Origin of the sequence: Streptococcus sp. 2106, from assembly GCF_013277315.1 — a bacterium.
GTDB classification, from domain to species: domain Bacteria; phylum Bacillota; class Bacilli; order Lactobacillales; family Streptococcaceae; genus Streptococcus; species Streptococcus pseudopneumoniae.
In genome coordinates this window covers 1-22,638 of sequence record NZ_VMMS01000058.1, presented here as the reverse complement: position 1 = coordinate 22,638, position 22,638 = coordinate 1, and the positions used below count along the sequence as shown (strand labels likewise).

Below are 22,638 nucleotides of genomic sequence, written 5' to 3'. Positions count from 1 at the left end.
CTAGTAGCAGACGATTGATTTGTCTTTCAGAAAGATTCAGTTCGACACAGGCTCGATTCTTTGTTTTCTTTCCTTGGTCTATAGCTTTTATCACAAGATATTTTTTCGTTTCATTCATATTCAGTTGGATACTTTTCATACGACTATTTTATCAAATGGGACATTTTCACGTTCGATTTACTAAAGACATTCTCACATTCGAATTACATTCCATCCCTGAAAGCGTAAAACAAACTAGTCAGGGTGGCTAGTTTGTGGTATAATGAAAGAGACTCAAAAAGAAACAGGAGAAATATGATGGATTTACTTTTAGCAATTGTATTGATTGTGCTAGCTTTTCTAGGAGGAGCTCTGGGAGGAATGTACTTGGTTCGTAAGCAAATTGAAAAGGAATTTGCTGACAACCCACGTTTGAATGCTGAAGCAGTTCGTACTCTTTTGAGTGCAAATGGTCAAAAACCAAGCGAGGCTAAGGTACAACAAGTTTACCACCAAATCATCCGCCAACAAAAGGCAGCCCTTGCTAACAATAAAAAGAAAAAATAAATAAGGAAAAGTCTGGGATGAAAGTTCCAGACTTCTCACTATGTTGGCTATGGTTTAGGGGTGAGACTTTTTCCTTGCATTCTATTGATATTTGATTATGATTAAGAGAGATAGTTGTTGATTAGGCTATCATTCTGTTCATAAGGATCAATAATCATAATGAACTATCAATCAGAAAAAAGACTAGAAAGAAGACTGTATGGATAATCGACCAATTGGTTTTTTGGATTCGGGTGTCGGGGGCTTGACCGTTGTGAGCGAGCTCATGCGCCAACTTCCCCATGAAGAAATCGTCTATATTGGAGATTCGGCACGGGCGCCCTATGGTCCCCGTCCTGCTGAGCAAATTCGGGAATATACTTGGCAGTTGGTCAACTTTCTTTTGACCAAGGATGTCAAAATGATTGTCATTGCTTGTAATACTGCGACTGCGGTCGTCTGGGAAGAAATCAAGGCTCAACTAGATATTCCCGTCCTAGGTGTGATTTTGCCAGGAGCTTCAGCAGCCATCAAGTCCAGCCAAGATGGGAAAATCGGAGTGATTGGAACGCCCATGACGGTACAATCAGACATCTACCGTCAGAAAATCCATGATCTGGCTCCAGACTTACAGGTGGAGAGTTTGGCCTGTCCCAAGTTTGCCCCTTTAGTGGAGTCAGGTGCCCTGTCAACCAGTGTTACCAAGAAAGTGGTCTATGAAACCCTGCGTCCCTTGGTTGGAAAGGTGGATAGCCTGATTTTGGGCTGTACCCATTATCCGCTCCTCAGACCCATTATTCAAAATGTCATGGGGCCAAAGGTTCAGCTCATCGATAGTGGGGCAGAGTGCGTACGGGACATCTCAGTCTTACTTAATTATTTTGAAATCAATCGTGGTCGCGATGCTGGACCACTCCATCACCGTTTTTACACAACAGCCAGTAGCCAAAGTTTTGCACAAATTGGTGAAGAATGGCTGGAAAAAGAGATTCATGTGGAGCATGTAGAATTATGACAAATAAAATTTATGAATATAAGGATGACCAGGACTGGTATGTTGGGTCTTATAGTATTTTTGGTGGCGTTAACAGTTTGAGCGACTATAAGACAGATTTTCCTCTGTTTGAATTCTCCAAAATATTTGGAGATGAAGAGTATGGTTTCCCGCTTTCAGTTACTGTTTTACGCTATGGTTCTACCTACCGTTTGTTCTCCTTTGTGGTAGACATGCTTAATCAAGAAATGGGACGAAACTTGGAAGTTATTCAACGTCATGGGGCCCTGCTCTTGGTTGAAAATGGGCAACTCTTGTATGTAGAATTGCCTAAAGAAGGGGTCAATGTTCAAGATTTTTTTGAGACAAACAAGGTCAGAGAAACCTTATTGATTGCGACTCGTAACGAGGGCAAGACCAAGGAATTCCGAGCTATCTTTGACAAGCTAGGCTACGATGTGGAAAATCTCAATGACTACCCTGACTTGCCTGAAGTAGCTGAAACAGGCATGACCTTTGAAGAAAATGCCCGCCTCAAGGCAGAAACCATTTCTCAATTAACGGGCAAGATGGTTTTGGCAGATGACTCAGGTCTCAAAGTCGATGTCCTTGGTGGCTTGCCAGGTGTCTGGTCAGCTCGTTTCGCAGGAATGGGAGCTACTGACCGTGAAAACAATGCCAAGCTCTTGCACGAATTGGCCATGGTCTTTGAACTCAAGGACCGCTCGGCTCAATTCCATACAACCCTAGTCGTAGCCAGTCCCAACAAGGAAAGCTTGGTTGTTGAAGCAGACTGGTCAGGCTATATTAACTTTGAACCCAAGGGTGAAAATGGCTTTGGTTACGATCCTCTCTTCCTTGTAGGAGAGACAGGCAAGTCCTCAGCTGAATTAACCCTCGAAGAAAAAAATAGTCAATCTCACCGTGCCTTAGCCGTTAAGAAACTTTTGGAGGTATTTCCATCATGGCAAAGCAAACCATCATTGTAATGAGCGATTCTCATGGCGATAGCTTGATTGTGGAAGAAATCCGTGATCGCTATGTGGGCAAAGTTGATGCCGTTTTTCATAACGGCGATTCTGAACTGCGTCCTGATTCTCCCCTTTGGGAAGGCATCCGTGTTGTTAAAGGGAATATGGACTTCTATGCAGGTTACCCAGAACGTTTGGTGACTGAGCTTGGTTCGACCAAGATTATCCAAACCCATGGTCACTTGTTTGACATCAATTTCAACTTTCAAAAGTTGGACTACTGGGCTCAGGAAGAAGAGGCCGATATCTGCCTCTATGGTCACTTGCATGTGCCAAGTGCTTGGATGGAAGGCAAGACCCTCTTTCTAAATCCAGGTTCCATCAGTCAACCACGTGGAACCATCAGAGAATGTCTCTATGCTCGTGTGGAGATTGATGATAGTTACTTCAAAGTGGACTTTTTGACACGAAACCATGAGGTGTATCCAGGCTTGTCCAAGGAGTTTAGCCGATGATTGCCAAGGAGTTTGAGACTTTCTTGTTGGGGCAGGAGGAAACTTTTTTGACTCCTGCTGAAAATCTAGCCGTGTTGATTGATACCCACAATGCGGATCATGCGACCCTCTTGCTCAGTCAGATGACCTATACCCGTGTTCCTGTTGTGACAGATGAAAAACAGTTTGTTGGGACGATTGGGCTCAGAGATATTATGGCTTATCAGATGGAGCATGACTTGAGCCAAGAAATCATGGCGGATACGGATATCGTTCATATGACCCAAACGGACGTAGCGGTTGTTTCGCCTGATTTCACCATTACGGAGGTCTTGCACAAGCTGGTAGATGAGTCCTTCTTGCCGGTTGTGGATGCGTCTGGTATTTTCCAAGGGATTATCACGCGCAAGTCTATCCTCAAAGCAGTCAATGCCCTCTTGCATGACTTTAGTAAGGAATATGAGATTCGATGCAAATGAGAGATAGGATTTCAGCCTTTTTAGAAGAAAAGCAGGGCTTATCTGCCAATTCCAAGCAGTCCTATAAGTATGATTTGGAGCAATTTTTAGACATAGTAGGCGAGCGGGTTTCTGATACTAGTCTCAAGATTTACCAAGCCCAGCTAGCCAATCTAAAAATCAGCGCTCAGAAGCGAAAGATTTCGGCCTGTAATCAATTTCTCTACTTTCTCTATCAAAAAGGAGAAGTGGACAGCTTTTACCGTTTGGAATTAGCTAAACAAGCTGAAAAGAAGACCGAGAAGTCAGAACTGTTAGACCTAGACTCTTTTTGGCAGGAAAGCGACTATCCAGAGGGCCGCTTACTGGCTCTCCTAATCTTGGAAATAGGGCTCTTGCCGAGTGAGATTTTAGCTCTAAAGGTTGCGGATATCAATCTGGATTTTCAGGTGTTGCGAATCAAGAAGGATTCCCAACAGAGGATTGTCACCATTCCCACAACCTTGCTTTCAGAGTTGGAACCCTTGATGGGGCAGACCTATCTCTTTGAAAGGGCAGGGAAAGCCTATTCTCGTCAGTGGGCCTTTCGTCAGCTAGAAGCTTTTGTCAAGGAGAAAGGTTTTCCAGCACTATCAGCCCAAGCCTTGCGGGAACAGTTCATTCTACGACAAATTGAAAACAAGGTCGATTTGTACGAAATTGCAAAAAAATTAGGATTAAAAACAGTCCTGACCTTAGAAAAGTATAGATAATGGATATTAAATTAAAGGATTTTGAAGGGCCCCTGGACTTGCTCTTGCACCTGGTTTCTAAGTATCAGATGGATATCTACGATGTGCCCATTACGGAAGTCATTGAACAGTATCTAGCTTATGTCTCAACTCTGCAGGCCATGCGTCTGGAAGTGACGGGCGAGTACATGGTCATGGCCAGCCAGCTCATGCTGATTAAGAGTCGTAAACTCCTTCCAAAGGTAGCGGAAGTGACAGATTTGGAAGATGACCTAGAGCAGGATCTTCTCTCTCAAATCGAAGAGTACCGCAAGTTCAAGCTTTTGGGGGAGCACTTGGAAGCCAAGCACCAAGAACGGGCCCAGCACTATTCCAAAGCACCGACAGAGTTGATTTACGAAGATGCGGAGCTTGTGCATGACAAGACGACCATTGACCTCTTTTTGGCTTTTTCAAATATCCTAGCCAAGAAAAAAGAGGAGTTTGCACAAAATCACACGACTATCTTGCGGGATGAGTATAAGATTGAGGACATGATGGTTATCGTGAAAGAGTCCTTGGCTGGACGAGATCAATTGCGCTTGCAGGATTTGTTTAAGGAAGCCCAGAATCTCCAAGAGGTCATCACCCTCTTTCTGGCAACCCTAGAGTTAATCAAAACCCAGGAGCTGGTCCTCGTGCAAGAGGAGAGTTTCGGAGATATTTATCTCATGGAAAAGAAGGAAGAAAGTCAAGTGGCCCAAAGCTAGACTTGATAGAGAGGAAAGATGAGTACTTTAGCAAAAATAGAAGCGCTCTTGTTTGTAGCGGGTGAAGATGGGATTAGAGTCCGCCAGTTAGCTGAACTCCTCTCTCTGCCACCGACAGGCATCCAACAGAGTTTAGAAAAATTAGCCCAGAAGTATGAAAAGGACCCAGATTCCAGTTTGGATCTGATTGAGACTGGTGGTGCTTATAGATTGGTGACCAAGCCTCAATTTGCAGAGATTTTGAAGGAATACTCTAAGGCACCTATCAACCAGAGTTTATCTCGGGCTGCCCTTGAGACTTTGTCCATCATTGCTTACAAACAGCCCATCACACGGATAGAGATTGATGCCATCCGTGGGGTCAACTCGAGTGGGGCCTTGGCAAAGTTGCAGGCTTTTGACCTGATACGAGAAGACGGAAAAAAAGAAGTGTTGGGGCGTCCCAACCTCTATGTGACTACAGATTATTTCCTAGATTACATGGGAATTAACCATTTGGAAGAATTACCAGTGATTGATGAGCTTGAGATTCAAGCCCAAGAAAGCCAATTATTTGGTGAAAGGATAGAAGAAGATGAGAATCAATAAGTATATTGCCCACGCAGGTGTGGCCAGTAGGAGAAAAGCAGAAGAGCTGATCAAGCAAGGCTTGGTGACGGTTAACGGCCAAGTGGTACGTGAACTAGCAACCACTATCAAGTCAGGCGACAAGGTCGAAGTTGAAGGCCAACCTATCTACAACGAAGAAAAGGTCTACTATCTGCTTAACAAACCACGCGGTGTCATTTCCAGTGTGACAGATGATAAGGGTCGCAAGACGGTTGTCGACCTCTTGCCCAATGTCAAAGAGCGTATTTACCCTGTGGGTCGTTTGGACTGGGATACATCAGGTGTCTTGATTTTGACCAATGATGGGGACTTTACAGACGAGATGATTCACCCTCGTAATGAGATTGACAAGGTTTATGTCGCGCGTGTTAAAGGTGTGGCCAATAAGGACAATCTCCGCCCCTTGACCCGTGGTCTTGAGATTGATGGTAAGAAAACCAAGCCAGCTGTTTATGAAATTCTCAAAGTGGACCCAGTCAAAAATCGCTCTGTGGTGCAGTTGACCATCCATGAAGGGCGTAACCATCAGGTTAAAAAGATGTTTGAAGCTGTTGGTCTCCAAGTAGATAAGTTGTCTCGGACTCGTTTCGGACACCTAGACTTGACAGGACTCCGTCCAGGAGAATCCCGTCGTCTTAATAAAAAAGAAATCAGCCAACTACACACCATGGCTGTAACTAAGAAATAATGAAACGAATTTTAATAGCGCCTGTGCGCCTTTACCAACGTTTTATCTCACCAGTCTTTCCACCCTCTTGTCGCTTTGAGCTGACTTGTTCCAACTACATGATTCAGGCTATTGAAAAACATGGTTTTAAGGGGGTATTGATGGGCTTGGCTCGGATTTTACGTTGTCATCCCTGGTCGAAAACAGGTAAGGACCCCGTTCCAGACCACTTTTCCCTTAAACGAAATCAAGAAGGGGAATGAGGTGGGGTAAATAGATTTCAAAATGATAAAAACGCATCCTATCAGGTTTGAGTAAACTTGATAGGATGCGTTTTAGAATGTCAAAATTTTATACTCTTCGAAAATCTCTTCAAACCGCGTCAGCTTTCATCTGCAACCTCGAAACAGTGTTTTGAGCAACCTGCGGCTAGTTTCCTAGTTTAATCTTTGATTTTCATTGAGTATTAAATTGAGTTTGAAGTGGCTTATTTCAAAGCTTTTTGTGTGTCTTCAATCATGAGTTTTGTTGATTCAAGACCGCCTCCACTGAGATACCAGAGGTCTGGTGTTAGTTGGATAATCTTACCATTTTTAGCGGCAGGTGTTTCAGCGATAAGGGCATTTTCTAGGACACCGTCGTTGCTAGAGTTATCCCCACCGATGGCAAGGGTACGGTTGATGACAAAGAGAATGTCAGGGTTGATTTCTTTGACACTTTCAAAGCTGACTTCTTGTCCGTGGCGAGAATCTTCAAATTGAGTATCAGTTGGCTTGAATTTCAAGGTTTGATACAAGAAAGAAAAACGAGATTGAGCACCAAAGGCTGCCATTTTTCCTTCATTAAGGAGGATGGCAAGGGCTTTTTTGTCAGAGCTTTCATTTTTAGTAGCGACTTCTTGAATGCTCTTGTCTAGCTTGACTAATTCTTCCTTGGATTTCTGTGCACCAGTTTCGCCGAAGGCGCTTGCTAAGGATTCGATATTAACCTTGGTAGAAGTCCAGTAGTCGTCCTTGCTTGCTTGGAAGAGAACTGTTGGGGCGATTTCTTTGAATTTGTCTACGAATTTTTGTGTACGTAGGGAAGCAATAATCAAATCAGGCTCAAGGGCGGCGATAGCTTCTAAATCAGGTTCTCTCATAGAACCAACATTTTTAACTTTTCCAGCTAGGTCTTTGAGATAGGTTGGTACTGTTTTTGTAGGCATTCCAACGATATTTTTTTCAAATCCTAGAGCACGAATAGTATCCGCAGCGCCGAGGTCAAAGGTCACAATCTTTTCAGGAACTTTGGAAAGTTTGACTTCGTCTAGTGAACTTTTAATGGTTATCTCTGTTGGAGCAGAGTTGCTTGTTTCCGACTGACTAGTGCTTGAGTTTGTATTTGTACTGCATGCACCAAGTAGAAGCAAGAAGCTGGCCACTAGGGCAGTGAAATAAAGTTTAAGGGATGTTTTCATGATTTCTCCTTTTTAAAATGTGATAACGATTTAGGGAGTCTCTTGGTCTTATTGACTAAGAGACCGAAGGTTCTCTAACTTGAGCTTCTATGTTACTAGCTATAGATACAGATCTTTTTGCCATTGATATCAGCTAGCGTGATGGGAATCTCATAAAGTTGACTGAGCAGGTCAGCCTGCATGATTTGATTGGTTCTTCCCTTGCTAAAGACCTGGCCGTCCTTGAAGGCGACAATTTCATCTGCATACTGACTGGCCATGTTGATATCGTGGAGGACGATGATAATGGTCTTGCCGAGTTCCCCCACCAGTCGTCGAAGAATCTGCATCATGCTGACGCTTTGCTTGATATCGAGATTGTTGAGTGGTTCGTCCAGCAAGATAAAGTCCGTATCCTGGGCCAGTACCATAGCGATAAAGACGCGCTGGAGTTGCCCCCCAGACAGGCTATTGATGTAGCGGTCTTTTAAGTTGGTCAGTTCCAAATAGTCTAGCGTTTCTCGGATTTTTTCCCAGTCTTCTGATCTAAGTCGACCTCGGCTGTAGGGAAAACGTCCAAAACTGACCAGTTCTTCAGCAGTCAATTTGGCTTGGTAATTGATTTTCTGTTTTAGGATAGTCAGTTCTTGAGCCAGTTCTTGTGAATTCCAGCTCTCGATTTCACGTCCTTTGATACTGAGAACTCCCTGATCTTTCTTGGTTAGTCTGCTCATGATGGAGAGGAGAGTCGATTTTCCAGCACCATTTGGACCAATAAAGGCTGTCAGTTTTTGAGGACTGACTTCAAGCGAAATGCCTTGCAAAATATCCTGTTTTTGAATGGATTTGTCAATGTTTTCCAGTTTCACTGACGCGCCCTCCTGTATAGTAAGATAAAGAATAAAAGGCCACCCACACTCTCAATGATCATGCTGATGCGAATTTCCAGTGCAAAGACTCGTTCAATCAGGGCCTGCCCCAAGGTCAAACTAATAAATCCAATCAGAATGGCTACGATAAAGAGCAACTTGTGGCGATAGTCTTTGACGATTAGGTAGGTTAGGTTGGCCAGCATAAAGCCGAAGAAGACCATAGGACCTACCAAGGCAGTGGCCGTTGAGGTCAAAAGCACGATGCCCCAGAGGAGTTCTTTCTGTTCTTTTTCAACATCGAGCCCCAATATTTGAGCCGTTTCTCTTTGTAGGTGCAAGACATCCAGAATGACTGCTTTCCGAAAGAAAAAGATTGTCAAAGCAAGGATAATCAGAGAACCAATGGCTAGGATGGAAGTGTTGAGATGTTGAAAGGAGGCAAAGAGACTATTCTGCAGTTTATCGTATTCGTTTGGATCCATCAGGACCTGAAGGAAGGTACTGATATTTCGAAAGAGACTTCCGAGCGCTAGACAAATCAGCAGGATGAAGACCAGATCTTGCTTCATCAGCGTCTTCAAGTAGCCTTGTAAGGCAAGAAAGAAGAGGGATTGGACAAGAAGTAAGACTAGGAATTCTAAGATAGGGGACTTACCAAGTTGAAGAAACTTGCTTTCAAAAACCAGTAGTAGGGTTTGTAGTAGGACGTAGAAGGATTCAATTCCCAAAATACTAGGTGTCAGGAAGCGATTTTCCGTCAGGGTTTGAAAACTAATGGTCGAAATCCCAGTCGCGATAGCTACCAAGAGATAAACGATGATCTTTTGGGAACGCAACTTCCAAGTAAAGGCTGACAAGTGAGTGATGGGCCAAAAGTAGAGAAGACAAGCTCCGATGGCAAGAATAATGAGAATCCAGAAGAGCTTGGTATGTTTGCTTTTAGTCTGCATCTTTTCGTCCCCCTCTCCAGAGAAGTAGGATAAAGACGAGGCTACCAATGATTCCTAGCAAGAGACTGACAGACAACTCATAGGGTCTGATCAGAACTCGGGATAGGATATCGCAAGCCAGAACTAGATTGGCACCAACCAGTGCGACCATGAGTTTGGTTTGACTCAGATTATCTCCATAACGCTTGCGAATAAGATTGGGAACAATAACTCCAAGAAATGGTAAGGCACCCACGGTAATCATGGTGACGCTTGTCGTTAATGCAATCAGAAAGAGAGCTAGTTTTTCAAGTAGGGAGTAAGAAATCCCCAAACTTTCACTGGTTTCTTTTCCTAGATTCATGATGGTAAAAGTTTGGGATAATTTCCAAACGGCTATCAGGATAATGAGGCCTAAGAAGAGCCACTCATACTGATGGGTCTGAATCATGGAGAAGGATCCTTGGGTCCAAGCAGTCATACTCTGAACCAGATTGAAACGATAGGCGATAACTTCTGTGACTGAGTCGATAATCCCACTATAGATGATTCCAATCAGAGGCAACATCCACCTTTCCTTTACAGTAAAAATGGTCATAAAGGCTAGGAAGAAGAGGGTAAATATGATGGATGAAACAAAAGCGAAGAGCATCTTTTGGGTTAGACTCGCAGACGGAAAGATAAAGAGGCTCAATACCATTCCCAGTTTGGCGGCTTCAGTGGTTCCAACTGTACTCGGAGCAGCAAACTGATTTTGAGTGATGGTCTGCATGAGAAGGCCTGCCATACTCATACTAGAGGCCGCAAGGAGAATACTGATGGTTCTTGGAAGACGGGACTCCTGAAATAGTAGCCAGGTCTGCTGGTCGAAAGCAAAGAGTTTTCCCCATGAAAAATCACTGGTTCCAATGCTAATAGAGAGAAAGACTAGGAGCAGAAGTAAGCCAATTAAATAATGAGAAAGTTTCATACCCCGTCCTTTCATGTAGATTTGGTATCGAAAGATACCTGCGGATATTACTGTAACATGTTTTTTCTAATCTGTCAATAAAATTTCTGACAATTTAATGTAAAAAAGAAAGAAAAATTCCTGAAAGAATATCTGTCTCTCTTTTTTATAGGAAAACTGAGTAAGAAACTATCCACCTTCCCACTATCCTTCTCCTCTAAAAAGTGGTAAAATGGATGAAAGAAAGAAGGAACTGAAATGACAACATTATTTTCAAAAATTAAAGAAGTAACAGAACTTGCTGCGATCTCAGGTCATGAAGCGCCTGTCCGTGCTTATCTTCGTGAAAAATTGACACCGCACGTGGATGAAGTGGTGACAGATGGCTTGGGTGGTATTTTCGGAATTAAACATTCAGAAGCTGCAGATGCACCGCGTGTCTTGGTCGCTTCTCACATGGATGAAGTTGGTTTTATGGTCAGCGAAATCAAGCCAGATGGTACCTTCCGTGTGGTAGAAATCGGTGGATGGAATCCTATGGTGGTTAGCAGCCAACGTTTCAAACTCTTGACTCGTGACGGTCGTGAAATTCCTGTGATTTCGGGTTCTGTCCCTCCACATTTGACTCGTGGAAAGGGTGGACCAACCATGCCAGCCATTGCAGATATCGTCTTTGATGGCGGTTTTACGGATAAGGCTGAGGCAGAAAGCTTTGGCATCCGTCCTGGAGACACCATCGTACCAGATAGTTCTGCAATCTTGACAGCCAATGAAAAAAATATCATCTCAAAAGCTTGGGATAACCGCTACGGTGTTCTTATGGTTAGCGAGTTGGCGGAAGCTCTGTCAGGTCAAAAACTGGGAAATGAACTCTATCTTGGCTCTAATGTCCAAGAAGAGGTTGGTCTTCGTGGTGCTCATACATCTACAACTAAGTTTGACCCAGAAGTTTTCCTAGCAGTTGACTGCTCACCTGCTGGTGATGTTTATGGCGGTCAAGGCAAGATTGGAGATGGAACCTTGATTCGTTTCTACGATCCAGGTCACTTGCTTCTCCCAGGAATGAAAGATTTCCTTTTGACAACTGCTGAAGAAGCTGGAATCAAGTACCAATACTACTGTGGTAAAGGCGGAACAGACGCTGGCGCAGCTCATTTGAAAAATGGTGGTGTCCCATCTACAACAATCGGTGTTTGCGCTCGTTATATCCATTCTCACCAAACCCTCTACGCTATGGATGACTTCCTAGAAGCTCAAGCTTTCTTGCAAGCCTTGGTGAAAAAATTGGATCGTTCAACGGTTGATTTGATTAAAAATTATTAAACTTAAGGAGGTGGTAGGGATGGTAGAACCAAACCTAGAAAGCCTTATAAAAGATCTTTACAATCATGCTCGACATGATTTGAGTGAAGATTTAGTTGCTGCTCTCCTAGAGACTGCTAAAAAACTGCCTACTACAAATGAGCAATTGCTGGCAGTTCGTCTCTCAGGTCTGGTCAATCGTGAATTGCTCAAGAATCCCAAACATCCGGCACCTGAGTTGCTCAACTTGGCCCGCTTTATCAAAATAGAAGAGGCTAAGTACAGAGGAACTGCGGCTTCTGCCCTTATGTACGGGGAGTTCTTTAAAATGCTTTGATTCCATTGTGGATCAAAGCATTTTTTTGTAAGATCTATCTCGTGAGCGTTCAAATAGTAGTAACAAGGAATCATGAGAAGTTAGCCGAGACCATAGTAGTGAAGAAACTTCTGTAATGGAAGTGGAGAGAAGTGAGGAATCGTCAAACGGTAGGGGATAGGCTGTTTGAAGGGTGCTATGAGAAAGATAGGGTAAGGTGAAATTAAATACGAACAAATTGATTGGGAAATTCAAATCGCTTTCTATCAATGTTTTAGAAGATACAGTGCCCTAGTCCAACTTCAATATACTATAAAAGAACAGATGGAAGTAATTATGATTTACTTCTATCTTTAAAATAAATGGTCTGATAGGAAAAACGTGTTTCCTAATAAAATATAGTATAGTGCAGATGGAAGGCTTTTGTAGACTGGAGGACGAAGGAGTTTAGAAACTCTCCTTAAAAGTTAGTTGAGCCGGAGTATGGTGGTGTAAATCATTATCAAAAATTATTTCCAAATCGAAATAGTTGACAATTAGAATGATAAGTATTATAATGTTTTTTATTCGTATCGATATAGAAATAAATTGGAGGTGTCATGAAAGATAGTCATTTGCTAGCCCATCATATTCGTTTGTTGAATGGGCGGATTTTTCAAAAGCTACTGACCCAAGATCCTGAGGCTCTTTATAGGGGTGAACAGGGTAAGATTTTAGCGGTTTTATGGAATAGTAAAACTGGCTGCGCAACTGCGACAGATATTGCTCTGGCAACTGGGCTTGCGAATAATACGCTGACTACTATGATCAAAAAGCTAGAGGAACAAAAGCTTGTAATTGTTAGTCCGTGTGGAAAAGACAAGCGTAAGAAGTATTTAGTTTTAACGGAGTTAGGCAAGTCCCAGAAAGAAGTGGGGCATCGTGTCAGTCAGAAATTGGATACGATTTTTTACAAAGGATTTTCAGAGGAAGAAATTCGGCAATTTGAAGCCTTTCAAGAAAGAATTTTGGCAAATCTGAAAGAGAAGGCAAATGAGGATTAAAATAGATCAAATTAGGTTTTTATAAGTAAAGGCCACTCTTGATTTTATTTTCCAACTCTTAGGACAAGGAAACTATGTGGTTAGCTATGGTCAGACTCAGATTGATGGCCTTGCTTATGCCCAGGACGATATCTTCCGTTTAGAGAACGGGAAAATTGAGGAGCATTGGGACAATAAGGAAGTCATGCCTAAGGTAGAAGACTTGATCAATCGAGGAAAGTTTTAAAACGAGGACAAAGAATGATTGAATACAAAAATGTAGCCTTGCGCTACACAGAAAAAGATGTCTTGAGAGATGTTAATTTACGGATTGAGAATGGGGAGTTTATGGTTTTAGTTGGGCCTTCTGGCTCAGGTAAGACAACCATGATTAAGATGGTCAACCGTCTTTTGGAACCAACTGATGGAAATATTTATATGGATGGCAAGCGCATAAAAGACTATGATGAGCGTGAACTTCGTCTGTCTACTGGTTATGTTTTACAGGCCATTGCTCTATTTCCTAATCTAACGGTCGCGGAAAATATTGCCCTGATTCCTGAGATGAAGGGCTGGACTAAGGAAGAAATTGCTCAGAAAACAGAAGAGCTTTTAGCTAAGGTTGGTTTACCAGTAGCCGAGTATGGGCATCGTTTACCTAGTGAATTATCTGGTGGAGAACAGCAACGGGTCGGAATTGTTCGTGCTATGATTGGTCAGCCTAAGATTCTCCTCATGGATGAGCCTTTTTCAGCCTTGGATGCTATTTCGAGAAAACAGTTGCAAGTTCTGACAAAAGAATTGCATAAAGAGTTTGGGATGACAACGATTTTTGTGACCCATGATACGGATGAAGCTTTGAAGTTGGCGGACCGTATTGCTGTTTTGCAGGATGGAGAGATTCGTCAGGTGGCGAATCCCGAGACCATTTTAAAAGCTCCTGCCACAGAATTTGTAGCAGACTTGTTTGGAGGTAGTGTTCATGACTAATTTAATTGCAACTTTTCAGGATCGTTTTAGTGATTGGTTGACAGCTCTATCTCAACATTTGCAGTTGTCACTTTTGACCCTGTTACTAGCTATTTTTATCGCGATTCCCTTGGCTGTTTCTCTTCGCTATCATGAGAAGTTGGCGGATTGGGTCTTGCAGATTGCAGGGATTTTCCAGACCATCCCGTCACTGGCCTTGTTGGGGCTCTTTATTCCCTTGATGGGAATTGGAACCTTGCCGGCTTTGACAGCACTAGTGATTTATGCGATCTTTCCGATTTTACAAAATACCATCACTGGGCTCAAGGGAATTGATCCGAGTCTGCAAGAGGCTGGGATTGCCTTTGGGATGACTAGGTGGGAGCGTCTCAAGAAGTTTGAAATTCCACTTGCTATGCCTGTTATCATGTCTGGAATTAGGACGGCAGCGGTCTTGATTATCGGTACGGCAACCTTGGCAGCTTTGATTGGGGCAGGGGGGCTGGGTTCCTTTATCCTTTTGGGAATTGACCGTAATAATGCCAGTCTGATTTTGATTGGGGCCCTTTCTTCTGCAGTGCTGGCTATTGCCTTTAACTTCCTACTAAAAGTGATGGAAAAAGCAAAATTGCGGACGATTTTTTCTGGTTTTGCCTTGGTGACCTTATTGCTAGGTCTGTCTTATAGTCCAGCCCTCTTAGCTCAAAAAGAGAAAGAAAACTTGGTTATTGCTGGAAAATTGGGTCCAGAACCAGAAATTTTGGCCAATATGTATAAATTGCTGATTGAAGAAAATACCAGTATGACTGCGACTGTTAAACCAAATTTTGGGAAAACAAGCTTCCTCTATGAAGCTCTGAAAAAAGGCGATATTGACATCTATCCTGAATTTACTGGTACGGTGACTGAAAGTTTGCTTCAGCCATCACCGAAAGTGAGTCATGAGCCAGAGCAGGTTTATGATGTAGCGCGTGATGGCATTGCCAAGCAGGATCATCTAGCCTATCTCAAACCCATGTCTTATCAAAATACTTATGCTGTAGCTGTTCCGAAAAAGATTGCTCAGGAATATGGCTTGAAGACCATTTCGGACTTGAAAAAAGTGGAAGGACAGCTGAAGGCAGGCTTTACACTTGAGTTTAATGACCGTGAGGATGGAAATAAGGGCTTGCAATCAATGTATGGTCTCAATCTCAATGTAGCGACTATGGAACCAGCTCTTCGCTATCAGGCTATTCAGTCAGGCGATATTCAAATTACGGATGCCTATTCGACTGATGCGGAATTGGAGCGTTATGATTTGCAGGTCTTGGAAGATGACAAGCAACTCTTCCCACCTTATCAAGGGGCTCCACTCATGAAAGAAGCTCTTCTCAAGAAACATCCAGAGTTGGAAACAGTTCTCAATAAATTGGCTGGTAAAATTACTGAAAGCCAGATGAGCCAGCTTAACTACCAAGTCAGTGTTGAAGGCAAGTCAGCAGGACAAGTAGCCAAGGAGTTTCTCCAAGAACAAGGCTTGTTGAAGAAATAGCTTGAAAAGCTAAACTCAACTTGGTTAAACGATTATATAGAAGAAAGCTCAGACAATGTCGTCTGGGCTTTTTTGATTTTAGGGTTATTGAATGTCACTTAAAATGGAAAGAAAGAGAAAATTTTCAGGAATTTCTAAAATTTATCTGTAAATACACTTGGCTATTCATAAAATAGGTGTATAATGTGTTGTGAACTACTTAACAAATAAGGATTTTCAACTCATGTCGACTAAGGTTAGAAATCTTGTGTATAGACAGTTCATTATCTAATAGAGCGTTGCGTCCGAAAGTCTATCCAGACACGGCTCTTTAAAAACAAAAGGAGAAATGATGCATACTTATTTGCAAAAGAAAATTGAAAATATCAAAACAACTCTAGGTGAAATGTCAGGTGGTTACCGTCGTATGGTTGCGGCTATGACTGATTTAGGATTTTCAGGAACTATGAAGGCTATTTGGAATGACCTCTTTGCCAATCGTAGCTTTGCCCAGTGGCTGTATTTGCTGGTTTTAGGAAGTTTTCCTCTCTGGCTGGAATTGATTTATGAACACCGTATTGTTGACTGGATTGGGATGATTTGTAGCTTGACAGGGATTATTTGCGTTATCTCTGTATCGGAAGGTCGAGCAAGTAATTATCTTTTTGGCTTGATTAACTCTGTTATTTACCTTATTTTGGCGCTACAGAAAGGCTTCTATGGTGAGGTTTTAACAACTCTCTATTTTACAATTATGCAGCCAATTGGTCTCTTGGTTTGGATTTATCAAGCCCAGTTTAAGAAAGAAAAGCAGGAGTTTGTTGCACGTAAGCTGGATGGCAAGGGTTGGACCAAGTATCTTTCCATTAGTGTTCTTTGGTGGTTGGCCTTTGGTTTTATTTATCAGTCTATTGGTGCCAATCGTCCCTATCGTGATTCAATCACAGATGCGACCAATGGGGTAGGGCAAATCCTCATGACAGCTGTTTACCGTGAACAATGGATATTCTGGGCAGCTACCAATGTCTTTTCTATCTATCTCTGGTGGGGAGAAAGCCTGCAAATTCAAGGGTAATATCTAATTTATCTCATTAACAGTCTAGTTGGATGGTACCAGTGGAGTAAGGCAGCCAAGCAGAATACTGATTTACCTAACTAGGAAAAGATGTTTTAAGTTTTGGGATAAAACAGATAGAGTTGATAATCAAGGATTGGATATGATGAAAAAGAGGAGCAGTAGTTCCTCTTTTATTGTCGAAAAGATAAAAACTCAGTAGCCTGGGCATAAGGCAACTGAGCTCTAGTCTGTATTTAGTCTTTAGAAATGAGAAGGTCTAGATAAAACTGGACAACTTCCTGATTTGTGAAGTCTTGCCCTTTTTTGAGCCACCAGGTCAAGGTTTCGATAAAGTTGGTCACGACCAAGTGTTGGAGATAAGAAACAGGCAGACTTGGGTGAGATTCTTTCAACTCATCAGCCAACATGGGATAGACATGGTGCTCCAGTTCTTTATGAAGTTGGCGAAGGAAGTAGTCATTTTTGGAGAATAGCAGACTGGTGATATGGTCTTGGTTTTTCTGAAAATGAAGAAAGAGATGGGCGAGATAAACCTTAGTTGAAATGGATTTTTCTCTTTCAAAGAGGTGATGGAAGAGGTAGCGGCAGAGCTGGTCCAGAAGCAGCTCCTTACTCTCATAGTGACAGTAAAAGGTGGAGCGTCCCACATCTGCAAGATCAATGATATCCTGAACAGTAGTGGTCTCGTAGCCCTTAGCATTCAAAAGTTGTAGAAAAGCTTGATAGATGGCTTTTTTTGTTTTACTGATACGGCGGTCAATGTTAGTCATATGGACACTTGGGGCAAATTGTTCAGAACTGAATAAAGCTGACCTTTTGCTTCTATCCTTTCTTTGAGTTTTAGTGGATAATGATAATGAACAAGATGTTCATAAATCTATTATAACAAAGGAATGAGAAATATGAAGGCAAAATATACTGTTTGGCTAGCTTTTTTCTTAAATTTGACTTATGCCATTGTCGAGTTTATCGCTGGTGGAGTGTTTGGGTCCAGTGCAGTTCTTGCTGACTCGGTGCATGACTTGGGAGATGCGATTGCTATTGGGATCTCAGCCTTTTTGGAAAGTATCTCCAATCGTGAAGAAGACAGCCACTATACCTTGGGCTACAAGCGTTTTAGCCTTTTAGGGGCCATGGTAACGGCTGTGATTCTTATGACAGGGTCCGTTTTGGTCATTTTGGAAAATATAGCGAAAATCTTTCATCCACAACCGGTCAATGATGAGGGGATTCTCTGGTTAGGAATTATTGCGATTACTATCAATGTGCTAGCGAGTCTCGTCATTCGCAAAGGACAAACCAAGAACGAATCCATTCTCAGCCTGCACTTTCTGGAAGATACCTTGGGTTGGGTGACTGTCATCCTGATGGCCATTGTTCTTCGATTTACCGATTGGTATATCTTGGATCCGCTCTTGTCTCTTGTTATTTCCTTCTTTATTCTGTCAAAAGCCCTTCCACGTTTTTGGAGCACGCTCAAGATATTCCTCGATGCAGTGCCAGAAGGAGTAGATATCCAGAAGATCAAGACGGATTTAGCAGAATTGGACCATGTCGCTAGTATCAATCAGCTTAATCTCTGGACTATGGATGGTTTGGAAAAAAATGCCATTGTCCATGTTTGTTTAAAAGAGATGGAGCATATGGAAACTTGTAAAGAATCTATTCGAATTTTCCTCAAAAATTGTGGCTTTCAAAATATTACCATTGAAGTTGATGCAGACCTAGAAAGTCACCAAGCACATAAGCGAAAGGTGTGAGTTGGAGCAGAATCATAGAGATTATTAGAGAAACAGCCTTGCTAGAGGTCGTTTTGTAATCCTAATCATTCCTTGTACTCTCTCTCAATGTCAGTCTGGTTCCCAGCATGGTCAGGCTAGGTATTTTGCGACCGTGGAGTACTTCCTTGTTAAGAATATCCATACCTGCTCGGCCCATTTCTTCAGTATAAACCGTGATGCTAGAAAGGGGAGGATAGACCTGCTTGGTTAGACTAGTGTCGTTAAAGGAAATGAGGCTGACACGGTCTGGCAGGTTGATTCCAGCTTCTTGGAGGGCACGGAGGGCACCGATGGCTAAACTATCGCTGGCTGCGAAAAATGCTGGTGGGAGTTGGTCTCCCAAGCTCTGAATGGCTTCCTTCATCAAGTCATAGCCAGACTGGGCAGTAAAGCTTCCTTGAAAGACCAGTTCATCATGATAGATTCCTTTTGTTTGACTGTAGTTTCTAAAATTTTCCAGCCGCTTGTCCTGAATGATTTCTTCTTGATCAGTTGTTTCCTCAAGCCCTGTTAGAATCCCAATGCGATTCAACCCTTGACTGAGGAAATAATCGACAACCTGTTTCATAGCAGTGTAAAAGTCCGTAATAATGCAGGTATGTCCCATGGAAAGTGTATCACTGTCTAGAAATACAAGAGGCTTTTGGTATTCTTCAAAGGCAGAAATCTGAGCTCGGCTAAATTTTCCGATGCAGAGAATTCCAATCACTTCCTCGCTTAGGGTAAAAGGATGGTCATTAAAATAGCGCAAGATATCGTAGTCCAACTCTTGAGCTCTTTTTTCTATGCCTAGGCGAATCTGGTAGTAGTAGAGGTCGTCCAGCTCCCCTTGTTCGCTGACCCATTGGATAATGGCAATCTTTTGCTTGGGCTTGTGGGACTCGCCTGTCTTGAGGGCTTGGTGTAGCCCAGCTCTTCAGCAACGGTTAAAATACGGTGCCTGGTTTCTTCTGTAACAGATAGGCTCTGGTCGCGGTTTAGGACACGGGATACGGTCGCGATAGAGACAGAGGCTAGCTGTGCAATGTCTTTTAAGGTAGCCATAAATCCTCCTTCTTTAAGGTTAGTATATCATGTTTTTCTGCTTTTTACTGATAATTTAGTAAAATTTTAGTAAAAAGGATTGACCTTGGGAAATCCCTTGGATACAATAGAAGAAAACGATTACACGTTAAGACGACTTAACGGACAGTAAAAGGAGAAATCATATGACACAAGATCTTACTACTGAAGCACTTCGCAAAGACTTTCTTGCTGTTTTTGGTCAAGAAGCAGACCAAACATTCTTTTCACCAGGTCGTATCAACTTGATTGGTGAGCACACAGACTATAATGGTGGACATGTATTTCCAGCAGCCATTTCCTTGGGAACTTACGGTGCAGCTCGCAAGCGTGACGACCAAGTCTTGCGTTTCTACTCAGCTAACTTTGAGGACAAGGGTATCATAGAAGTGCCTCTTGCTGACCTTAAGTTTGAAAAAGAGCACGGCTGGACTAACTATCCAAAAGGGGTTCTTCATTTCTTGCAAGAAGCTGGGCACGTGATTGACAAAGGTTTTGATTTTTATGTTTATGGGAATATCCCAAATGGTGCTGGCTTGTCTTCATCAGCATCCTTGGAACTCTTGACAGGGGTCGTGGCAGAGCATCTCTTTGATTTAAAACTAGACCGTCTCGATTTGGTTAAAATCGGAAAACAAACAGAAAACAACTTTATCGGAGTCAACTCTGGCGTTATGGACCAATTTGCTATCGGTATGGGGGCTGACCAACGTGCTATTTACCTAGATACTAACACTTTAGAGTATGATTTGGTACCACTTGATTTGAAGGACAATGTCGTTGTTATCATGAACACTAACAAGCGCCGTGAATTGGCGGACTCTAAATACAATGAACGTCGTGCTGAGTGTGAAAAAGCAGTGGAAGAATTGCAAGCAGCCTTAGATATTCAGACCTTGGGTGAATTGGACGAGTGGGCCTTTGACCAATACAGCTATCTGATTAAAGATGAAAATCGTTTGAAACGTGCTCGCCATGCTGTGCTTGAAAACCAACGTACCCTCAAAGCTCAAGCAGCCCTTCAAGCAGGAGATTTGAAAACATTTGGTCGTTTGATGAATGCCTCTCACGTTTCTCTGGAGCATGATTATGAAGTAACTGGCTTGGAATTGGATACTCTTGTTCACACAGCTTGGGCACAAGAAGGCGTTCTCGGTGCTCGCATGACAGGGGCAGGTTTTGGCGGCTGTGCCATTGCCTTGGTGCAAAAAGATGCTGTTGAGGCCTTTAAGGAAGCTGTTGGCAAACACTACGAGGAAGTAGTTGGCTACGCTCCAAGCTTCTATATCGCTGAAGTTGCAGGTGGCACTCGCGTCCTTGACTAGTTAAAAGGAGGCTCTATAGTGACCTTAGTAGATAAATTTGTAACACACGTTATTGCTGAAAGTACCTTTGAGGAAATGGATCGAATCTACCTGACCAATCGTGTTTTGACTCGAGTGGGAGAAGGTGTTTTGGAAGTTGAGACCAATCTGGATAAAGTGATTGACCTCAAGGACCAGCTGGTTGAGGAAGCCGTTCGATTAGAGACGATTGAGAATAGTCAGACTGCGCGTGAAATCCTTGGTACTGAACTGATGGACTTGGTGACCCCTTGTCCAAGTCAGGTCAATCGTGACTTTTGGGCAACCTACGCCCAATCTCCTGAGCAGGCGATTGCGGATTTTTACCAACTCAGTCAGAAGAATGACTACATCAAACTCAAGGCCATTGCTAAAAATATCGCTTATCGTGTTCCATCTGATTACGGTGAACTTGAAATTACCATCAACCTCTCTAAGCCTGAAAAGGATCCGAAAGAGATTGCGGCAGCCAAGTTGGTGCAAGCTAGCAATTATCCCCAGTGTCAGCTTTGTCTAGAGAATGAGGGTTACCATGGTCGGGTCAACCACCCAGCTCGCAGCAACCACCGTATTATCCGTTTTGAAATGGCTGGTCAGGAATGGGGCTTCCAGTATTCGCCCTATGCTTACTTTAATGAGCACTGTATTTTCTTAGATGGGCAGCATCGTCCCATGACGATTAGCCGTCAGAGTTTTGAGCGTCTACTGGCTATTGTAGAGCAGTTTCCAGGATATTTTGCTGGCTCTAATGCCGACTTGCCGATTGTGGGAGGTTCTATTCTGACTCATGACCACTATCAGGGAGGCCGTCATGTATTTCCTATGGAATTGGCTCCCTTGCAAAAGACCTTCCGATTTACTGGTTTTGAACAGGTCAAGGCTGGGATTGTCAAGTGGCCAATGTCAGTGTTGCGTTTGACTTCGGATTTCAAAGAAGATTTGATCAACTTGGCTGACAAGATTTTGCAGGAATGGCGCCAGTATTCAGATCCTGCAGTGCAGATTTTGGCAGAAACAGACGGAACACCACACCATACCATTACACCAATTGCTCGTAAACGCAATGGACAATTTGAGTTGGACTTGGTCTTGAGGGACAATCAGACTTCTGCAGAACATCCTGATGGCATCTATCATCCTCACAAGGATGTCCAACATATCAAGAAGGAAAATATCGGCTTGATTGAGGTCATGGGCTTGGCAATCTTGCCACCACGTCTGAAAGAAGAAGTGGAGCAAGTCGCTAGCTATCTTGTAGGAGAAGCTGTTACAGTTGCCGATTATCATCAGGAGTGGGCAGACCAACTCAAATCCCAACATCCAGACCTAACAGATAAAGAAAAAGCCTTTGAAATCGTCAAGGACTCTGTTGGTGCTATCTTTGCGCGTGTACTTGAGGATGCAGGTGTCTACAAGCAAACAGAACAGGGACAGGCAGCCTTTATGCGCTTTGTAGAACAGGTCGAAATTTTGCCAGACTAGGAGCCTTCTCCTTGCACAGTACTATAAAAAGTAGTATCATAGTGTCGTTTGAACTATCAGGAGGAAATGATGAAAGATTTTCACTTTGATGCTATATCAGCTTTTGAAAATTATGAAATTAAAGAGATGAAAGATGGTCACGTTGTGGTGACCACAAAAGTAGTGGACTCGTCGCTCAACTACTATGGCTATGCCCATGGTGGCTATCTCTTTACCCTTTGCGACCAGATTAGTGGTTTGGTGCTCATCTCGCTAGGACTAGACGTAGTGACGCTTCAGTCCTCTATCAACTATCTCAAGGCAGGAAAACTAGACGATGTGCTGACTATTATAGTTGCTTAGTTTCAAACAAGCATGTTATAATAAAGCTATGCATATAGTACA

Annotated in this window: 23 protein-coding genes and 4 pseudogenes; 21 read left to right on the top strand and 6 right to left on the bottom strand. The window is 42.8% G+C overall.

The window, feature by feature from the left end; genetic code table 11:
* Window positions 1-297: 297 nt before the first annotated feature.
* The 10 genes from HT723_RS07055 (at window position 298) to yidD (ending at window position 6,461) form a co-directional block, all read left to right on the top strand.
* Window positions 298-546 carry a YneF family protein gene (locus HT723_RS07055; protein WP_000364990.1) on the top strand — a complete coding sequence of 83 codons (249 nt, stop codon included), beginning with the start codon at window positions 298-300 and terminating at the stop codon, window positions 544-546.
* Between the two features lie 199 nt (window positions 547-745).
* A complete protein-coding gene (gene racE, locus HT723_RS07050; RefSeq protein ID WP_000370389.1) occupies window positions 746-1,540 on the top strand; it encodes a glutamate racemase in 795 nt (264 codons plus the stop codon).
* Entirely contained in the window at window positions 1,537-2,508 is a 972-nt protein-coding gene (locus tag HT723_RS07045) for a nucleoside-triphosphate diphosphatase (protein WP_000182415.1), read from the top strand. Before racE ends, HT723_RS07045 begins: the two co-directional genes overlap by 4 nt.
* Window positions 2,484-3,005 carry a metallophosphoesterase gene (locus HT723_RS07040; protein WP_001118953.1) on the top strand — a complete coding sequence of 174 codons (522 nt, stop codon included), beginning with the start codon at window positions 2,484-2,486 and terminating at the stop codon, window positions 3,003-3,005. The genes HT723_RS07045 and HT723_RS07040 overlap by 25 nt, the downstream gene beginning before the upstream one ends.
* Window positions 3,002-3,463 (top strand): cyclic-di-AMP-binding protein CbpB, encoded by a 462-nt coding sequence (gene cbpB, locus HT723_RS07035; protein ID WP_000560717.1) that lies wholly within the window; start codon window positions 3,002-3,004, stop codon window positions 3,461-3,463. The genes HT723_RS07040 and cbpB overlap by 4 nt, the downstream gene beginning before the upstream one ends.
* A complete protein-coding gene (gene xerD, locus HT723_RS07030) occupies window positions 3,460-4,194 on the top strand; it encodes a site-specific tyrosine recombinase XerD (protein WP_279586237.1) in 735 nt (244 codons plus the stop codon). The genes cbpB and xerD overlap by 4 nt, the downstream gene beginning before the upstream one ends.
* The gene (locus tag HT723_RS07025; RefSeq protein ID WP_023933646.1) at window positions 4,194-4,922 is read left to right on the top strand and encodes a segregation/condensation protein A; all 729 of its coding nucleotides are present in this window, start codon (window positions 4,194-4,196) and stop codon (window positions 4,920-4,922) included. Before xerD ends, HT723_RS07025 begins: the two co-directional genes overlap by 1 nt.
* An 18-nt stretch (window positions 4,923-4,940) precedes the next feature.
* A complete protein-coding gene (gene scpB / locus HT723_RS07020) occupies window positions 4,941-5,510 on the top strand; it encodes an SMC-Scp complex subunit ScpB (RefSeq protein ID WP_023933648.1) in 570 nt (189 codons plus the stop codon).
* Window positions 5,497-6,219, top strand: coding sequence for a pseudouridine synthase (locus HT723_RS07015; protein WP_001222228.1), 723 nt, complete (start codon window positions 5,497-5,499; stop codon window positions 6,217-6,219). Before scpB ends, HT723_RS07015 begins: the two co-directional genes overlap by 14 nt.
* Complete coding sequence (gene yidD, locus HT723_RS07010; RefSeq protein WP_172934905.1) at window positions 6,219-6,461, top strand: membrane protein insertion efficiency factor YidD; 243 nt, start codon at window positions 6,219-6,221, stop codon at window positions 6,459-6,461. Before HT723_RS07015 ends, yidD begins: the two co-directional genes overlap by 1 nt.
* Before the next feature lie 224 nt (window positions 6,462-6,685).
* Here the strand turns inward: yidD and HT723_RS07005 are convergent, their stop codons facing one another.
* The 4 genes from HT723_RS07005 to HT723_RS06990 all read right to left on the bottom strand — a co-directional run bounded on the left by HT723_RS07005 (window position 6,686) and on the right by HT723_RS06990 (window position 10,407).
* Window positions 6,686-7,657 carry a siderophore ABC transporter substrate-binding protein gene (locus HT723_RS07005; protein ID WP_138706153.1) on the bottom strand — a complete coding sequence of 324 codons (972 nt, stop codon included), beginning with the start codon at window positions 7,655-7,657 and terminating at the stop codon, window positions 6,686-6,688.
* Window positions 7,658-7,752: 95 nt separating this feature from the next.
* Complete coding sequence (locus HT723_RS07000) at window positions 7,753-8,505, bottom strand: ATP-binding cassette domain-containing protein (protein WP_100127951.1); 753 nt, start codon at window positions 8,503-8,505, stop codon at window positions 7,753-7,755.
* Window positions 8,502-9,458: an iron chelate uptake ABC transporter family permease subunit gene (locus HT723_RS06995; RefSeq protein ID WP_100104249.1), complete on the bottom strand. Its 957-nt coding sequence runs from the start codon at window positions 9,456-9,458 to the stop codon at window positions 8,502-8,504. The genes HT723_RS07000 and HT723_RS06995 overlap by 4 nt, the downstream gene beginning before the upstream one ends.
* Window positions 9,448-10,407: an ABC transporter permease gene (locus HT723_RS06990; RefSeq protein ID WP_000777228.1), complete on the bottom strand. Its 960-nt coding sequence runs from the start codon at window positions 10,405-10,407 to the stop codon at window positions 9,448-9,450. The genes HT723_RS06995 and HT723_RS06990 overlap by 11 nt, the downstream gene beginning before the upstream one ends.
* Window positions 10,408-10,644: 237 nt before the next feature.
* Here HT723_RS06990 and pepA point away from each other — a divergent pair, with 237 nt between their 5' ends.
* The 7 genes and pseudogenes from pepA to pnuC all read left to right on the top strand — a co-directional run bounded on the left by pepA (window position 10,645) and on the right by pnuC (window position 16,667).
* Window positions 10,645-11,709: a glutamyl aminopeptidase gene (gene pepA, locus HT723_RS06985; RefSeq protein ID WP_172934904.1), complete on the top strand. Its 1,065-nt coding sequence runs from the start codon at window positions 10,645-10,647 to the stop codon at window positions 11,707-11,709.
* Between the two features lie 19 nt (window positions 11,710-11,728).
* The gene (locus tag HT723_RS06980; protein ID WP_172934903.1) at window positions 11,729-12,025 is read left to right on the top strand and encodes a bacteriocin immunity protein; all 297 of its coding nucleotides are present in this window, start codon (window positions 11,729-11,731) and stop codon (window positions 12,023-12,025) included.
* A gap of 578 nt (window positions 12,026-12,603) precedes the next feature.
* A complete protein-coding gene (locus HT723_RS06975; protein ID WP_000655210.1) occupies window positions 12,604-13,047 on the top strand; it encodes a MarR family transcriptional regulator in 444 nt (147 codons plus the stop codon).
* Between the two features lie 40 nt (window positions 13,048-13,087).
* Window positions 13,088-13,273 (top strand): annotated as a pseudogene (locus tag HT723_RS06970) (polyketide cyclase); the annotation flags it as partial.
* 14 nt (window positions 13,274-13,287) lie between these two features.
* The gene (locus HT723_RS06965; protein ID WP_000575238.1) at window positions 13,288-14,016 is read left to right on the top strand and encodes an ABC transporter ATP-binding protein; all 729 of its coding nucleotides are present in this window, start codon (window positions 13,288-13,290) and stop codon (window positions 14,014-14,016) included.
* Window positions 14,009-15,529 (top strand): ABC transporter permease/substrate-binding protein, encoded by a 1,521-nt coding sequence (locus tag HT723_RS06960; protein ID WP_000182941.1) that lies wholly within the window; start codon window positions 14,009-14,011, stop codon window positions 15,527-15,529. The genes HT723_RS06965 and HT723_RS06960 overlap by 8 nt, the downstream gene beginning before the upstream one ends.
* Window positions 15,530-15,860: 331 nt before the next feature.
* Window positions 15,861-16,667: pseudogene (gene pnuC / locus HT723_RS06955) on the top strand (nicotinamide riboside transporter PnuC).
* A 152-nt stretch (window positions 16,668-16,819) separates the two neighbouring features.
* Here the strand turns inward: pnuC and HT723_RS06950 are convergent.
* Complete coding sequence (locus HT723_RS06950; protein ID WP_172934902.1) at window positions 16,820-17,356, bottom strand: TetR/AcrR family transcriptional regulator; 537 nt, start codon at window positions 17,354-17,356, stop codon at window positions 16,820-16,822.
* 132 nt (window positions 17,357-17,488) lie between these two features.
* Here HT723_RS06950 and HT723_RS06945 point away from each other — a divergent pair, with 132 nt between their 5' ends.
* Entirely contained in the window at window positions 17,489-18,346 is an 858-nt protein-coding gene (locus tag HT723_RS06945) for a cation diffusion facilitator family transporter (RefSeq protein ID WP_049511521.1), read from the top strand.
* 61 nt (window positions 18,347-18,407) lie between these two features.
* On the opposite strand, the pseudogene galR reads toward HT723_RS06945, so the two are convergent.
* Window positions 18,408-19,411: pseudogene (galR, locus tag HT723_RS06940) on the bottom strand (DNA-binding transcriptional regulator GalR).
* A 164-nt stretch (window positions 19,412-19,575) separates the two neighbouring features.
* Here galR and HT723_RS06930 point away from each other — a divergent pair.
* From HT723_RS06930 to HT723_RS06920, 3 genes and pseudogenes are all read left to right on the top strand, one after another.
* Complete coding sequence (locus tag HT723_RS06930; RefSeq protein ID WP_000189883.1) at window positions 19,576-20,754, top strand: galactokinase; 1,179 nt, start codon at window positions 19,576-19,578, stop codon at window positions 20,752-20,754.
* An 18-nt stretch (window positions 20,755-20,772) separates the two neighbouring features.
* A complete protein-coding gene (locus HT723_RS06925) occupies window positions 20,773-22,254 on the top strand; it encodes a UDP-glucose--hexose-1-phosphate uridylyltransferase (RefSeq protein ID WP_172934900.1) in 1,482 nt (493 codons plus the stop codon).
* A 69-nt stretch (window positions 22,255-22,323) separates the two neighbouring features.
* Window positions 22,324-22,584: pseudogene (locus tag HT723_RS06920) on the top strand (PaaI family thioesterase); the annotation flags it as partial.
* Window positions 22,585-22,638: the final 54 nt, after the last annotated feature.